General features: G+C 62.5%; 13 protein-coding genes. 5 read left to right on the top strand and 8 right to left on the bottom strand.

Going from position 1 to position 16077, the window contains the following annotated elements:
- From V6M87_RS13185 to ppsA, 5 genes are all read right to left on the bottom strand, one after another.
- On the bottom strand, nt 1-588 hold the full coding sequence (locus V6M87_RS13185) for a hypothetical protein (protein ID WP_332877087.1): 588 nt from the start codon (nt 586-588) through the stop codon (nt 1-3).
- 105 nt (nt 589-693) lie between these two features.
- The gene (locus V6M87_RS13180; protein ID WP_332877086.1) at nt 694-1092 is read right to left on the bottom strand and encodes a hypothetical protein; all 399 of its coding nucleotides are present in this window, start codon (nt 1090-1092) and stop codon (nt 694-696) included.
- 20 nt (nt 1093-1112) lie between these two features.
- Nucleotides 1113-2033 carry an SPFH domain-containing protein gene (locus V6M87_RS13175; protein WP_332877085.1) on the bottom strand — a complete coding sequence of 307 codons (921 nt, stop codon included), beginning with the start codon at nt 2031-2033 and terminating at the stop codon, nt 1113-1115.
- Between the two features lie 30 nt (nt 2034-2063).
- The gene (locus V6M87_RS13170) at nt 2064-2486 is read right to left on the bottom strand and encodes an NfeD family protein (RefSeq protein ID WP_332877084.1); all 423 of its coding nucleotides are present in this window, start codon (nt 2484-2486) and stop codon (nt 2064-2066) included.
- Nucleotides 2487-2648: 162 nt separating this feature from the next.
- Complete coding sequence (gene ppsA / locus V6M87_RS13165) at nt 2649-5096, bottom strand: phosphoenolpyruvate synthase (RefSeq protein WP_332877083.1); 2448 nt, start codon at nt 5094-5096, stop codon at nt 2649-2651.
- A gap of 187 nt (nt 5097-5283) precedes the next feature.
- Between ppsA and ppsR the strand changes: the two genes are divergently transcribed.
- Complete coding sequence (ppsR, locus tag V6M87_RS13160; RefSeq protein ID WP_332877082.1) at nt 5284-6132, top strand: posphoenolpyruvate synthetase regulatory kinase/phosphorylase PpsR; 849 nt, start codon at nt 5284-5286, stop codon at nt 6130-6132.
- A gap of 41 nt (nt 6133-6173) precedes the next feature.
- Here ppsR and V6M87_RS13155 read toward each other — a convergent pair whose 3' ends face one another.
- Entirely contained in the window at nt 6174-7334 is a 1161-nt protein-coding gene (locus V6M87_RS13155) for a multidrug effflux MFS transporter (RefSeq protein ID WP_332877081.1), read from the bottom strand.
- A 38-nt stretch (nt 7335-7372) separates the two neighbouring features.
- Nucleotides 7373-7840, bottom strand: coding sequence for a hypothetical protein (locus V6M87_RS13150; protein ID WP_332877080.1), 468 nt, complete (start codon nt 7838-7840; stop codon nt 7373-7375).
- A 90-nt stretch (nt 7841-7930) separates the two neighbouring features.
- Between V6M87_RS13150 and pdxR the strand changes: the two genes are divergently transcribed.
- Nucleotides 7931-9454 (top strand): MocR-like pyridoxine biosynthesis transcription factor PdxR, encoded by a 1524-nt coding sequence (gene pdxR, locus V6M87_RS13145; RefSeq protein ID WP_332877079.1) that lies wholly within the window; start codon nt 7931-7933, stop codon nt 9452-9454.
- 83 nt (nt 9455-9537) lie between these two features.
- Here the strand turns inward: pdxR and V6M87_RS13140 are convergent, their stop codons facing one another.
- Nucleotides 9538-10557 carry a LacI family DNA-binding transcriptional regulator gene (locus tag V6M87_RS13140; protein WP_332877078.1) on the bottom strand — a complete coding sequence of 340 codons (1020 nt, stop codon included), beginning with the start codon at nt 10555-10557 and terminating at the stop codon, nt 9538-9540.
- A gap of 323 nt (nt 10558-10880) precedes the next feature.
- On the opposite strand from V6M87_RS13140, the gene V6M87_RS13135 reads away from it, so the two are divergent.
- The 3 genes from V6M87_RS13135 to V6M87_RS13125 all read left to right on the top strand — a co-directional run bounded on the left by V6M87_RS13135 (nt 10881) and on the right by V6M87_RS13125 (nt 16067).
- The gene (locus V6M87_RS13135; RefSeq protein WP_332877077.1) at nt 10881-13319 is read left to right on the top strand and encodes a TonB-dependent receptor; all 2439 of its coding nucleotides are present in this window, start codon (nt 10881-10883) and stop codon (nt 13317-13319) included.
- A gap of 85 nt (nt 13320-13404) precedes the next feature.
- Nucleotides 13405-14739, top strand: a complete 1335-nt coding sequence (locus V6M87_RS13130; RefSeq protein WP_332877076.1) for a GH1 family beta-glucosidase — start codon at nt 13405-13407, stop codon at nt 14737-14739.
- A gap of 8 nt (nt 14740-14747) precedes the next feature.
- Entirely contained in the window at nt 14748-16067 is a 1320-nt protein-coding gene (locus tag V6M87_RS13125) for an MFS transporter (protein WP_332877075.1), read from the top strand.
- The last annotated feature ends 10 nt before the right edge of the window (nt 16068-16077 follow it).

Here is a 16077-nt window from a genome sequence, read left to right as displayed (position 1 = left end):
TCACCGTGTTGGCGCTGTGGCACGGCGCCATTTGACGAATCGCCTGGTGAAATACAGCGCAACAACCGCCAGATAAATCAGACAGACCATCCCCATTTCCCAGCGTACCTGGGCGTCCCTGTCGATGTCTGCCTGGGTCGGCGGCTGCTGTGCAAAAACGGTTTTTTGGTTCAGTGCAACGCCAGTAAGAAACGGACCGCAAAACTCGGCGTGCACTGCCACTCCGATGGTTTCATGCGCAAGGATTTCGTATGGCCCCGAACATGATTGTTTGACACACTTTGCGAGCACATGTTCTTCACGATCGCCGATATCGATAAAAAATTTTGTCCCACTGTGAACAAGCCTGCCGTTCAACTGGGAATTCGACACCACGCCAGAAATGGCGCCAGGCATGCAGTGCGGGACCACCACGTCGTCTTGAAACAGAAAGGAGAGACCGGCCAGGGTAAAGACACAGGAGATAAACAGAATGCGTTCCGGCCATGTCGTCGCAGATTCAGGTTTTTTTGTGACCCGCCTCGGTTTTCGCCTGCTCATGTCGATCCCCAGGAATGGCCAGCGTTCAAGCCGTATCAGGCGCCCCATCGAACGCCGTCTTTTTATCCAGCGTCACATCTCAAACGCTGACAGTCGCCGGAAACGCAATCTCATCGAACAGGGCCCCCGGCCGGCCTGCGTCGCGTGGCAGGTTCATACCGTCGGCCCAAAATCCATCCCGAGCAATCCGGCAATCAGCGCCGTAAGCAGTGCCCCGGCCAAACCCGCCGACATCATCAGGCCGACAAAGCCAACAAAGCGCAGCAGCGCCCTGGCCTTGCCGCGCAGTGGCTGGCGACGCATCAGGTACCAGGGCACGGCGATGAAGGGTAACAAGATGATGCCGATATTACGGCCCAGTGAGCGGCGTCGGCCAGTTGCATCGCGGTCACGGCAATACCATAGAAAAATGCAAAAGCTGGACAGGAGGTTCAGTACCAGCAGTGCCGCCAACGGCGCAAACAGCTCGATCGACGTACTGAAGAAAAAGACGCCCAGCAGCGCATACCTGGCTTGCACGGCACTGACCGGTGGTGCCAGCGGCGGCGCCACCGCCGTGTCAATGGCTGCGCTTATTTCTGCACCTTGACGATCTGCATGGCGCTGGCGATCAGGCCACTCATATCGCTCAAGTTGGCCGGCACGATGATGGAATTGTTGGTCTTGGCCAGGTTGGCGAATGCATCCACGTATTCTTCGGCCACGCGCAGGTTGACGGCATCCTGCCCACCCGGCTCGCGAATCGCGGCGCCCACCTTGCGCAGTGCATCGGCGCTCGCTTCGGCCAGCGCGACGATGGCGGCGGCTTCACCGTGGGCGCGGTTGATCGACGCCTGCTTTTCGCCTTCCGAGCGGGCAATCGACGCTTCGCGCTCGCCGCTGGCGATGTTGATCTGTTCCTGGCGGCGCCCTTCAGACGCGGCGATCAGGGCGCGCTTTTCGCGCTCGGCGGTAATTTGCGCCTGCATCGCGTGCAGGATTTCTTTCGGCGGCGTCAAATCCTTGATTTCGTAGCGCAGCACTTTCACGCCCCAGTTCGCGGCCGACTCGTCGATGGCGTTGACGATGGTGGTGTTGATGTGGTCGCGCTCTTCGAAGGTCTTGTCGAGTTCCATCTTGCCGATCACGGAACGCAAGGTCGTCTGCGCCAGCTGCGTGATGGCCTGGATGTAATTCGACGAACCGTACGAGGCGCGCATCGGATCGGTGATCTGGAAGTACAGGATGCCGTCGACCTGCAACTGCGTGTTGTCGCGCGTGATGCAGACCTGCGGCGGCACGTCCAGCGGGATCTCCTTGAGGATGTGCTTGTAGGCGATGCGATCGATGAACGGCACCACGATGTTCAGGCCGGGCGCGAGCGTCGCATGGTATTTGCCGAGGCGCTCGACCACCCAGGCGTGCTGCTGCGGCACCACATTGATCGTCTTGAAGACGAACACCATGGCGATGACGAAAAAAACCAGTGCGACGGTACCGAAAGAAAATTCCATATAAAGCCTTTAAATGTAAGGATATTGCATTCAGGCGTTGGCCACGATCAGGCGACTGCCCTGCACTTCGACAATGCGAAAATCTCCTGCTGCCGGCTGCGCGCCGGGTCCCAGCTCGACATCCCACAGCGCGCCACGGTACATCACGCGCGCGTGGCCGTCGTGCCAGGTGTCCACGGCCAGTTGCTGGCCGATGTCCATATTCACGTTCTTGTCGCGCGCGGGATCGAGTCTGGGCGGGCGGCCCAGGCGGCTGCGGTGCAGCAGGCCGGTGGCAACGATGCCGACCACGGCCGCAACAATCGTCTGCATCGGCATCGTTGCGCCAAGCCACGCCGCCAGCGCGCCGAACGCGAGGCCCAGCGCCATCATCAATAAATAAAATGTGCCGGTAAATAGCTCCAGCACGATCAGTACGCCGGCTGCCGCCAGCCATACCATCCAGTCCGCCATGGTTGTCTCCTGTTTTGATATCGCCCGTTCAGAATACAAAAACCCCCGCCGCCTGCAAAGGCGACGAGGGTTGTTTACATTCAGCGCAAAAATGTTTGATGGCCAGGTTATCTCGTTTCCGATACTGCGAGTTTCACCCTATTTTTGCGCCTAGTCAATTGCTTAAATGCCGGCCAGCTTTTTCCAGGTATCGATGACCGAATCCGGGTTCAGCGACATCGACTCGATGCCCTGATCCACCAGCCACTGGGCAAAGTCAGGATTATCCGATGGGCCCTGGCCGCAGATGCCGATGTACTTGCCCTTTTTGAGGCAAGCGGCAATCGCCAGCGACAGCAAGGCTTTCACGGCCGGATCGCGCTCGTCGAAATCGGCTGCCAGCAAGGCCATACCGGAATCGCGGTCCAGGCCCAGGGTCAGCTGGGTCAGGTCGTTCGAACCGATCGAGAAACCGTCGAAGTGTTCCAGGAACTGCTCGGCCAGGATCGCGTTCGATGGCACTTCGCACATCATGATGACGCGCAGGCCATTTTCGCCGCGCTTCAGGCCGTTCTTGCCCAGCAGGCCGATGACTTTTTCAGCCTGGCCCAGGGTACGCACGAACGGCACCATGATCTCGACGTTGGTCAGGCCCATGTCGTTGCGCACACGCTTCATCGCTTCGCATTCCATTTCGAACGCTTCGGCGAAATCAGGCGACAGGTAGCGCGCCACGCCGCGGAAACCGAGCATCGGGTTTTCTTCGTCCGGCTCGTAACGCGAACCGCCGATCAGCTTCTTGTACTCGTTCGATTTGAAATCGGACAGGCGCACGATGACCGGTTTTGGCCAGAACGCAGCGGCAATGGTGGCAATGCCTTCGGCCAGTTTGTCGATATAAAACGCTTTCGGGGAGGCGTGGCCGCGCGCCACCGATTCCACGGCTTTCTTCAGGTCGGCATCGATATTCGGGTACTCGAGGATGGCCTTCGGGTGCACGCCGATATTGTTGTTGATGATGAATTCCAGGCGCGCCAGGCCCACACCGCCGTTCGGCACCGACTGGAAGTCGAAGGCCAGTTGCGGGTTGCCGACGTTGAGCATGATCTTCGTCTTGATGGCTGGCAGTTCACCCTGCTCGACTTCGGAAATTTCGGTTTCCAGCAAGCCGTCGTAGATCTTGCCCTCGTCGCCTTCGGCGCAGGAGACGGTGACAAAGGTGCCGTCCTTGAGGATTTCGGTGGCGTCGCCGCAACCGACCACGGCCGGCACGCCCAGTTCACGGGCGATGATCGCCGCGTGGCAGGTGCGGCCACCGCGGTTGGTGACAATCGCCGCGGCGCGCTTCATGACCGGTTCCCAGTTCGGGTCGGTCATGTCGGCAACCAGCACGTCGCCTGGTTGCACGCGCTCCATTTGCGACGGGTCGCTGATAACGCGCACGGGACCGGCGCCGATTTTCTGACCGATGGCGCGGCCCTGGACCAGCACGGTGCCGGTGCCTTTCATCTTGTAGCGCAGCTGGGCGTCGGTCGATTTCTGCTGCGACTTCACCGTTTCAGGACGCGCCTGCAGGATGAACAGCTTGCCGTCGCGACCGTCCTTGCCCCACTCGATGTCCATCGCGCGGCCATAGTGGTTCTCGATGATGACGGCATACTTGGCCAGCTGCACGACTTCTTCGTCGGTCAGCGAGTAACGGTTGCGCATTTCGATCGGCACATCGACAGTTTTCACGGAACGGCCGGCTTTGGCTTCGTTGGTGAATTCCATCTTGATCAGTTTCGAGCCGATGTTGCGGCGGATGACCGGCGATTTCCCCAGTTGCAGCATCGGTTTGTGCACGTAAAACTCGTCGGGATTGACGGCGCCCTGCACCACCGTTTCGCCAAGGCCATAGCTGGAGGTGATGAAGACGACGTCCTTGAAACCGGACTCGGTGTCGATGGTGAACATGACGCCGGCGGCGCCCACGTCCGAGCGCACCATGCGCTGCACGCCGGCCGACAGGGCCACTTCAGCGTGGGTAAAACCCTTATGGACGCGGTACGAGATGGCGCGGTCGTTGTACAGCGAGGCGAACACGTGCTTCATTGCCTCTAACACGTTGTCGATGCCGACCACGTTCAGGAACGACTCCTGCTGGCCAGCAAACGATGCATCCGGCAAGTCTTCGGCGGTGGCCGACGAGCGCACGGCGAACGACATTTCGACATCGGAATCGGCGACCAGGCGGGCGTAGAAACTGCGGATGTCTTCTTCCAGGCGCGGCTGGAATGGCGTTTCGACGATCCAGGTGCGGATCTCGGCGCCGGCGGCGGCCAGCGAGCGCACGTCGTCGATGTCGAGGCCTTCGAGGCGGGTGGCAATGCGGTCGCCCAGCGACGCGCCGCCATCGACGGCATGGTTGAGGAAATCACGGAACGCCAGCGCGGTGGTGGCGAAGCCGGTCGGCACCGACACGCCGGCGCCGGCGAGCTGGCTGATCATTTCACCGAGCGATGCGTTCTTGCCGCCGACCGATTCCACATCGGTCATGCGCAGGTTTTCGAACGCCGCGACGTAAGCCGTATCGACGCCAGGGGTGCGGCCCCCCGGCGTGTTGAATGCGCCATTTGACAGGTTAGTCATGGTAGTACCCTTACTTGAGATAGAAATCGGTGCTCCAGGCTTGGCGCGCGCGCGACGGGCGTTCTTGTTATTCTTGGCGTCGTACAGCACAATGCAAAACCGTTGCCGAGCATTCTACCGCGAGCGCTGCCGATTGCGAGCGCGCTTCGAGGCAATATTGCTAATATGAATGACCGAGTCCACACCGATGCCCATTGACCCCCGCTCCACCCTCCCGCCTGCCGTTCGCACCGTGTTTTTCGTTTCCGACGGCACCGGCATCACTGCCGAAACCTTCGGCCATGCCGTGCTGAGCCAGTTCGAGATGCGCTTCCGCCAGGTCCGCATTCCCTTCATCGACACGCTCGACAAGGCGCGCGATGCGGCGCGCCGCATCAACGAGGTGTACACCAGTTCGGGCCAGCGTCCGATCGTCTTCTCGACCCTGGTGAAACATGATTTATCGGGGGTGATCCGGGCCTCGAACAGCATGCACATGGACCTGTTCCAGACCTTCGTGGCGCCGCTGGAGATGGAACTGGGCGTGAAATCGACGCACACCATCGGGCGCATCCACAACGTGGTCGACAGCGAGGAATACAAGAACCGCATCGAAGCCATCAATTTCTCGCTGGCGCATGACGACGGCCAGTCGCACAAGAACCTGGCGGAGGCGGACGTGATCCTGGTCGGTGTGTCGCGTTCGGGCAAGACACCAACCAGCCTGTATCTCGCCATGCAATACGGCATCAAGGCGGCGAACTATCCCTTGATTCCGGAAGACTTCGAGCGCGGCAAGCTGCCCTCGTCGCTGCCGGGCTTCCGCGCGAAACTGTTCGGCCTCACGATCACCCCGGAGCGCCTGTCCGAAATCCGCCACGAACGGCGCGCCGGCAGCAAATACGCCTCCATCGAAAACTGCCGCTACGAAGTCAACGAAGCGGAATTGATGATGAAACGCGAAGGCATCCGCTCGCTGTCGTCGACAACCAAATCCATCGAAGAAATCTCGACAACGATCCTCCAGGAAATCAAACCCGACCGCCGCGAATACTGAACCAAACCAATCGCCCGACAATGCGCCGAATGCCGTGGCGCCTAGTGGGCCGCGACACCCGGCGCTACGTGCATGCGTACCCATACAGCGCCGAATGCGGCGCTGCACGCCATAGTGACGAAGACCATGGGCCTGGCGGTGCCGTCAGACAACCCGTTGGTGACAAAGCTGCATGCGGCTGTCATCGCCATCTGGATAAAGAAAAACAAACCGGACGCCGTTCCGGCAATGTCAGCGTAGGGTTGCAGGACGCGAAACTGGCAGGCCGGTATGGCCATCCCGACCGACAGCATGATCAGGAGGAAGGGGACGACAATTGCCGCCAGCGCCTGTGGATACACCGATGTTGACCACAGCAGAAGCGTTGCGCCGGCCATGTTCAGCGCAACCGCCCAGGAGATCAGACGGTCTGCCGCATGGCGGACCGAGAGGCGGCGGAACAGGTGCGAACCGATCACGTAGCCGGCCACCGTTAAGCCAAACACCAGCGCGTAGCCGGTCTCCGACAACTGCATGGTGCGCTGAAGCAGCACCGAGGACTCGGCGATAAAAGGGAAATAGGTGCAGTACACAAAGCTGATGGTCAAGGCGTAGCGCAGAAAATAGCGGTCGCCAAGCAGGCGGCAATACACCCGCCATGTGCTTTGCCGGTGGCGCAGCGCAGGCACCGGCGCACGCGTCTCCGGCAGGCAAAAAGCGATTGCGGCGAGCGAGACGGTCCCGAATAGTCCCAGCCCGATAAATACCCAGCGCCAACCGAGAACGGCATCAATCAGGCTGCCGATGAGGGGGGCAACGATGGGTGACAAGGCCATCCCCATGGAGATTTTGCTGAGCAAGCCCGCCTGGGTGGCGCGATCAAACTGATCACGCACGATCACGCGCCCGATTACCGTGCCGCAACACCCGCCGAGCGCCTGCAACATTCTCGCCGTCACCATGACGTCCGCGTTGCTGGCCGTCGCGCACACCGCTGTGGCCAGCAAGTACAGCACCGTTCCCCAAATCAGGACCGGGCGGCGGCCGATGCGGTCGCATACAGGGCCGCAGATGAGCATGGAAACGGCGTAGCCCACCATGTACAGGGTGAGCGTCAACTGCAGTTGCGCATCCGACGCGTGCAACGCATCGGCCATGGTGGGCAATGCCGGCAGATAGGCGTCGATGGTCACGCGGGGCAGGCAAACGATCAGCATGAGCATGGCCGTCCAGGCCCACGGCCGGAGGCTTTTTTCTGTCGTCATGGGATCAGTCCAAGTATCGAAGCGGTCGCCGCGCCGGTCGCCATCGCTGGTCGGTGCATGGCGAACGATGAGCGCATCTGGGCGGCGTCTTGCAGGCTCTGCCGCGCCTGTTCGATCACATCGTTCGTGGCAGACAGTACCCGCTGCCAGGGACGGACGGATGTTGCCGCGCCCGCTTCATGACATCGCCTGGCCACCCGCGTGTCGTCGCTAAGCAACAAGTCGCGCCAACTGCAGCCTGCTGTACGTCGTTCAAACCGCAGCAGGCGAAACACGGCGCGAAGCGAACTCTTGCGGGTGCCGTTCCGGCTCAACTGCATCTGGGCGGCTTTGATCAGGGATATGCTCTTGCACGCCGCTTGCTCCGGCTCGATCAGCGCCACCAACTTTTGCAGGAAGGCGACGCGGACGGCGCCAGCGCCGACTACCGCCATGGTGAATTTCTCATCGCTGAATATCGTCATGCCTGGTACCGGTCTTTGAATTGCTGCAAAGTCTATGCGCGGTGTGGTCTAATGTTATGGACCATTTAGCAGTTTTATTATTGGACCACTATGCGATGTGGGAAAAAGGAATCCGCTGTCGAGCTGCCCCAACCCGCTGCATTGCGGGCTGACAGTCGGGAACACGCCGTCAGCAAGCAGGAAATTGTCTATACGGCGATGCGGGATGCAATTTTGGGCCGGCTGATTCCTGCTGACACCCGCCTGCCCTCGACGCGCACCCTGGCGCAGCGCTGGGGCCTGTCGCGCGGCACTGTAGAAGCTGCGTATGACCGGCTCGGTGCGGAAGCTTACGTGACGCGCGTGCCGGGGTCAGGCACGCACGTCTGCGCAGTGGTGCCGGATCGCTACCTGATGGCGACCGGCACCGCGCCAGGCCATCGAGTTGCCGCATTGCCAGTCGCGGCGCGCCAGCACACACTGTCGACTGTGGTCAGCAATCGTGGCACGCTTGGCGAGGTCGGCGTGCAGGCCGGGCGGCCGTTCGTGGCCCGACTGCCCGATCCCGCCCTGTTTTCCCTGCCGTCGTGGGCGCGCCACATGGCCCGGTCGCTGCGTCGCGTCAATACCGACACGCTGTCCTCGGCCGATCCGCGCGGCCTGCCACAACTCAGGGAGCAGATCGCCGCCTATCTGCGCACCTACCGTGGCATTGTTTGCAGCACCGACGATATCGTCGTGTTGACCGGTATTCGCCATGCGCTGGACCTGCTGGCGCGCAGCGTTTTGCGCGCCGGCGACGCGGTCTGTGTGGAAGACCCCTGTTATCCCGCCGCGCGGCGAATTTTCGCTCAGGCCGGCGCCGTGGTCATTCCGGTACCAGTTGACCAGGAGGGGCTCGAATGCGCACGGCTGGAAGACCACCCGCAGGCGCGCCTGGTGTATGTGACCCCGGCGCACCAGTCACCCACTGGCGCGACGATGTCGGTCACGCGGCGACTGGAATTGATCGACTGGGCCGATCGAAACGGCGGCTGGATTATCGAAGACGATTACGACAGTGAATTCAACTATCTCAACGCGCCACTGGCCGCGCTGAAGTCACTCGACAATAGCGGCCGGGTAATCTACTGCGGCAGTTTTAACAAAAGCTTGTTTGCCGGTTTGCGGGTCGGCTTTGCGCTGGTCCCGGCCCAACTCAAGTGCCCCCTGCTGACCATGTGGCAAACGTCGGGACGCTCGGTTGGTGTGATGGAACAACTTACGCTGGCCTCGTGGATGCAGGACGGCGCCTTTATTCAGCACCTGCGTCTGACCCGCCGCGCCTACCAGGCACGGCGCGACATGCTACTGGCCGTGCTGGACGCGAATGCCCCGGGGTGCTACACGGTCAGTGGCCAGCATGCGGGATTTCACTTTGTGCTCTGGCTGCGCGCTGGTAGCGATGAGGCCAGTTTCTGCGCCCGTGCTGCCGCCGCCGGCCTATCCCTGCAAGGGCTACGCAGCCTGTGCGAGGACGTGAGGCTGGCGCCCGCGGTGATTGTGGGCTATGCCGCGCTGACCATGGCACAGGTGCGTTACGGTGCGCAGTTGCTGGCGCAGTTGCTGGTCCAGCCTGAGGGCGAGGCGCGCTAGGTGGCCAAAGGCGGCGCGCCGCGATGGCCAGCGCACTTTGCGGGCTGGCTGGACCGTTTCCGTGTCAACGATTTGATGTTAGCTTAGGCAATCCGGCGGACGGATTCACGGACGACCAGGGTGAGTTTCGGGACGTCGATGGCAATCGGCTGCTTGCCGATCATTGACAGGATCGCCTGGCCGAGGCAGCGGCCGACGTCGAACAAGGGCTGGCGCACCGTGGTCAATGGGGGCGTGGTGCACATCGAACTGTGCAGGTCGTCGAAGCCGACAATCGAGATGTCTTCCGGCACACGAATGCCGCGCCGATACAGCGCCAGCCGCGCGCCGTAGGCGGTCAGGTCATTGCCGGCGAAGATGGCGGAAAAGCGCGCGCCCGATTCGAGCAGCCGGTCGACCGCCAGCAAACCGCCCGATTCCAGGAAGTCGCCTTCCGTGATCAGGCGTTCGTCTTCGGCGATTTTGTGTTTGGCCAGGGTGTCACGGTAACCGGCCAGGCGCGCCTGCGCATCGGCGTGATCGGGCGGGCCGGCGATGAAGGCAATGTGGCGATGGCCCTGCACGATCAGGTACTCGACCGCCTCGCAGGCAGCACGGTAATTGTCGAGGCAAAAGCCGTACGCCTCGTCGCTCGACAGGGTGCGCCCGAACGCCACGATCGGCAAACGCCGCGCCAGCGCCAGGATCTGCTCGTCCTTCAGCTTGCCGGACAGAATGACAATCCCGTCCACCCGGCGCGCAATCAGCAATTCGATGCGCGCGGCTTCTTCATCGGCATGCCAGTGGCCCGAGACGATCAGCGGCGCGTAGCCACTGCCCTGCAACACGTCGTCGACACCCGCCATCGCTTCGGAAAAATAGCCCGATACCAGCGACTGGGTCAGGATGCCGATCGTGCGCGAGCTGCCGGTTTTCAGGTTTTGCGCCAGCACGTTCGGCTTGTAGTTCAGCCGCTCGATGACGCTTTCGATCGCTTCGCGCTTGTCGCTCGATACCTTTGCCGTGCCATTCAGAAAGCGCGACACCGTCGCCGCCGAGACCCCCGCCACGCGCGCCACCTCGTGGACTGTGACCATAGCCGGATTCGGGGAAGCTTTTTTCATGCGTCAGGCGCCAGGTGGGTGAACGGCACGGGCCGCAACTTGCCAGAGTATAACAGGAAACCGATTTCATAAAATATCCGGGCATGCAACAACGGCAACAATCCTTCGTTGCGGCCGCTTCACGCCCGGCGAGACCGCCATATGCATGTCGTGCCGATCACAACCAGCGCTTAAAAATAGTGTTTGACATTGGTTTCGAAACAACGATAGTATGAAATCGATTTCACAACGATGGAATCGCGTTGTAGCGCCGAAGCTGGCGCCGGCGCAGCGACTGCAAGCATCGCGATTGCATTCAACACCACAATAATTTTGGAGACAGCATGAAAACTTCCGCCCCACTGGGCCGGCGCCCCCGTACGCCTGTTCAATTCGCCATCCTCACCCTGCTGGCCGGCATGCAAGCCGCCTTCGCACAACCCGCGCCGGACGCTGCCGCACCCGCCCAGCAGGAAACCGCCGGCCAGTCGTCCGCCCGGAACAACGAGCCGAACGGTCCGATCGCGGAAGTGATCGTCACCGCCACCAAGCGCGCCACGCCGCTGCAAAAAACCCCGGTGGCCATTACCGCCCTGTCGGCCGCCAACCTGCAGGACAACCACGTGCAAACCCTGCTCGACGTGGTCAACCTGGTCCCCGGCTTCAACGCAACCGGCCAGGGCGACCATGGCGTCACCACCATGACCCTGCGCGGCATCGGCAACGACAGCGCCAAGACCGAATACGCCGACCCTGAAGTAGCGACCTTCGTCGACGGCATCTACTCGCCGCGTCCGGAAGGCGCCACCAGCCTGCTGTTCGACCTCGACGCCATCGAAGTGCTGCGCGGTCCGCAAGGCACGCTGTGGGGCCGCAACTCGTCGGTCGGCGCGGTCAACATCCAGACCGCGAAACCGGTCCTGAAAACATTGAGCGGCAGCGTCGAAGGCGGCCTCGGCGACTACCGCCGCATGGGTGCGCGCGGCGCCATCAACGTCCCGCTGGGCGACACCGCCGCCCTGCGCATCGCCGTCATCCATGAACAGCACGACGGTTACGTCGACTACCAGAAGCTGCCGATTCCATCGCAGGCGAGCCAGCGCGCCGCCTACATCGCCGGCGGCGGCAATCCTGCCACCTTCCAGCCGATCAACCCGAACCTGTTCGTCACGGGCGGCCCTAAATACAATAGCCAGGACCAGAGCGCGGTGCGCCTCTCGCTGTTGTGGCAGCCCACCGCCGCGCTGAAATGGAACCTGGCCTACGAGCGCTTCGCCGACCGCGGCACGCTGCCGATGAACCTGATGCAGGAGCCGCGCGCTGGCCAGGACCGCTGGTCGGCCCTGATCGACATCGCCCCATCGCTGGTGCGCGACACCGACACCTTCCGCTCGCGCATCGAGTACGCCCTGTCCGACAGCCTGGCGCTGACCTACATCGCCGGCTACTCGAAATTCGACGGCGCCTCGACCTTCGACCAGGACGGCGGCGTCGCCATCCCGACCAGCTTTACCACCGGCGCGACCTATCAGGGCAACAACACGGTCAGCTCGAAATACAAGAACTACAGCCACGAACTGGAACTGCAATCGACCGGCTCGCGCACCGTCGACTGGCAGGTCGGCCTGTACTACGCGGCCGAGGACAACAGCATCCGCTTCGACATCCCGGTCTTCAACGGCACCCAGCAAGGCAGCGTGGGCTGGCAGGGTTCCTTCATCCAGCCGAAGGAAACGGTCGAATCGAGCGCCGCCTTCGGTCAGGCCACCTGGAATGTGGGCACCAACTGGCACCTGACCGGCGGCGTGCGCTACACCCACGACAAGCGCACCAACGAAGGCGGCAACGGCTACACCTGGAACTACGACGCGACGGTGCCGCAGGTGCCGCTGTCCGGTTCCATCGACCCGACCATTCCAGGCCAGGGCTACAACCCGGGCGTGCCGTCAAACGAAGGGCGCTACAGCGGCAGCAAGGCCACGGGGCTGTTACGCGCGGCATTCGACATCGACCGCAACAACATGCTGTACGCGAGCGTTTCGACCGGCTACAAATCGGGCGGCCTGCAGGATGGCGGCAAGACCTACGGCGCCGAAACGCTGACCAACTATGAAATCGGCAGCAAGAGCTCGTTCATGAATGGTGCGCTGACGATCAACAATGCGCTGTTCTACGAAAATTTCAAGGACTTCCAGTTCAGCGCACCGGTGACCAATCCGGATGGCACCCGCGGCCTGGCCACCAACAACGCCGAAGGCGCCAAGATCTACGGCCTCGAGTCCGAAATCAATGCCCGCATCTCGCCCGACGACCGCCTGCAACTGGCGCTGGCCTGGACCCCGCATGCGAAACTGGGACGCCTGATCGGCGGCTCGAACGATTATGTTTTGCCGGTCTGCGCCGTCCCCGGCATCAGCACCTGCCTGGACGTAACCGGCCACACCATGCCGCACACGCCGAAGTTCTCGGCGCAGGCCCAGTACCGTCACGTGTTCCGTCTCGACGACGGCGCCACGCTGGCACCGCGCATCAGCGCCCACTACGAAACCACGACGACCCTGTCGGTGTTCGACCTGGGCGAGCCAGACCGCCAGAAGAGCTACACCCGCGCCGACATCGGCCTGCGCTATGCGTCCGGCAGCAGCAAATGGTGGGTCGACGCTTTCGTGCGCAACGTCAGCGACGCTACCATCAAGACCAGCGCCATGAACGCGTTCGGCCCATGGGTTGCGCAGTACGTCCCGCCCCGTACCGTCGGCATCAATACCGGCATCGATTTCTAAGGTACGTGGGTTTTGCCCTCCCGGTGCGCCGGGAGGGTGTTTTTATTGACCGTTTTCTTCACCGAACCAGCCCATGCAGCGATCCATGAACGACTCTCTCCCCTTCCCGCCCGGTTTCACCTGGGGCACCGCCACCAGCGCCTTCCAGATCGAAGGCGCTGCCAGCGCCGACGGCAAAGGGCCGTCGATCTGGGACACCTTTTGCCACACCCCTGGCCGCATCATCGACGCCTCCACCGGCGACGTCGCCTGCGACCACTATCACCGCTTTCAGGAAGACGTCGACCTGATGGCAGCCCTGGGCGTGGATGCCTACCGCTTCTCGATGGCCTGGGCGCGCGTCCAGCCCGATGGCAAAGGCGCCTGGAACGAAGCCGGCTTCGATTTCTACAGCCGCCTGCTCGACGCCCTCGAGGCGAACGGCATCGCTGCCCACCTCACGCTGTACCACTGGGATTTGCCGCAAGGCTTGCAGGATGATGGCGGCTGGCTGGCACGCGACACTGCCTACCGCTTCGCCGACTATGCGCGCGAAGTGGCGCGCCGCTTCGGCCGCCGCCTGGCGACCATCGCCACGCACAACGAGCCGTGGTGCACGGCCAATCTCGGCTACGGCAATGCGCAGTTCGCGCCCGGCGTGGCCGACGCGAAAAGCGCGATCCAGGTCTCGCACCACCTGCTGCTCTCGCACGGCCTTGCCATGAGCGCGATGCGCGAAGTGGGTGCGCCGGCCAAACTGGGCATCGTCCTGAACCAGTGGACGGCGGACCCCGCCACCGACTCGCAGGCTGACCGCGACCTCGCCGCCTTCGAATACAGCCGTTCGGTCGAATGGTTCATGGACCCGATTTTCAAGGGCCACTATCCCGACCTCGCGCTGCGCGCACACGGCGCGAATGCGCCCGTGGTCCTGGCGGGCGACATGCAAGCGATCCACCAAGCCATCGATTTCCTCGGCGTGAATTATTATTTCCGCGCCTGGTGCAGCGCGTCCAATCCGCCGATCCCGGCGCCGGCGCTGGGCGGCAGCACCGACATGGGCTGGGAAATCTACCCGCAAGGGCTAACCGAGCTGCTGTTGAAACTGCACGCCGCCTACACCCTGCCGCCGATCTACATCACCGAAAACGGCATGGCCAGCGCGGACCAGCCGGTCGACGGCTGGGTCGACGACGCCGCGCGCATCGATTTTGTCGCGCGCCACCTGGACGCCTTGTACGCCGCCATGCGCCAGGGCGTCGATGTGCAGGGATACTTTTTGTGGAGCCTGCTCGACAACTTCGAATGGAATTCCGGCTACGCCAAGCGCTTCGGCATCGTCCATGTCGACTACGCCACGCAGAAGCGCACGCCGAAAGCGAGCGCCCTGTGGTACCGTGATTTCGTCGCGGCGCGCCGCGCGCTCAGCGCCACGCCATGAGGGAAGCCATGCACTCTGAGACCTGGCCCGACGGGCCCCGCCTGCTGGCACGGCGCTCGCCACTGCTATGGGTCCCCACCGGCTACTTCACGATGGCGCTCGGCTACACCATGCTGTGCAGCGTCACCGCCATCATGTTCAAGAATCTGGGCATGGACAATGGCCAGGCCGCGGCCTATTCCAGCATGCTGATCCTGGCGTACACGATCAAGCCGCTGTTTGCGCCCATCGTCGAGATGTACCGCACCAAAAAATTCTTCGTGCTGTGCTGCCAGGTGGCCATCGGCCTGGGCTTTTTCGGCGCCGCGCTGGCCATGTCGCTGCCGAACTACATGGCGGTGCTGCTGCCGCTGTTCTGGGCCATGTCCTTCATCGGCGCCACCCAGGACATCGCCAGCGACGGCGTGTACGTCACCTCGCTTGATTCGCGCGCCCAGTCGCTGTACTGCGGCGTGCAAAGCCTGTCGTGGAATCTCGGGCCGATCGTCGCCTCCGGCGCACTGGTGTACCTCAGCGGCCGCCTGCACACCGAGGTATTCCACCACGATGCGCGCGCCTTCGGTCCCGAATGGCTGCAAGCGTGGCAAGTGATTTTTGCGATCGTCGCCGCCATCACCCTGGCGATGGCGCTGTGGCATGCGCGCTTCATGCCCGACGGCGCGCGCGCCGACCATGCGCCAGCCAACCTGCGCGGCGCCTGGAATATCCTGGCCGACTCCTTCGTGACCTTTTTCCAGAAGCCGGGCGTGTGGCGCATGGTGGCTTTTGCGTTCCTGTTCCGGCTCAGTATCGGGCTGCTGGAAAAGATCGGCCCCTTCTTCATGGTGGACGCCGCCAGCAAGGGCGGCCTGGGCATGTCGAACGAACAGCTCGGGATCGTCTACGGCACCTGGGGCCTGGCGGCGGTGCTGCTCGGGTCCCTGCTGGGCGGCTGGTTCGTCGCGCGGCGCGGCCTGCGCCGCACGCTGTTCATCCTGTGCTGCGCGGTGAACATCCCGAACGTGACCTTCCTGATCATGAGCGTCTACCTGCCATCGAGCGTGCTGGGCATCGCGGCCGGCGTGATCATCGAAAAATTCTTCTTCGGCTTCGGCTCGGTCGGCTTCATGATTTATTTGATGCAGCAGCTGGCGCCGGGCAAATACGCCACCACCCACTACGCTTTCGGCACCGGCTTGATGGGCCTGTGCGGCCTGGTCACGGGCGTGCTCAGCGGCCACCTGCAACTGGCGCTGGGCTACGTGCACTATTTTGGCCTGGTGATGCTGGCGACGATCCCCTCGTTTCTGGCGACGTGGTTTGCACCATTCCACCATCCGGAGGACTGAAGGCAGGCTC

It is taken from the genome of Massilia sp. S19_KUP03_FR1 (genome assembly GCF_036688685.1).
Taxonomy (GTDB): Bacteria; Pseudomonadota; Gammaproteobacteria; order Burkholderiales; family Burkholderiaceae_D; genus JALYUM01.
This window is presented reverse-complemented; position numbering and strand designations above follow the sequence as displayed.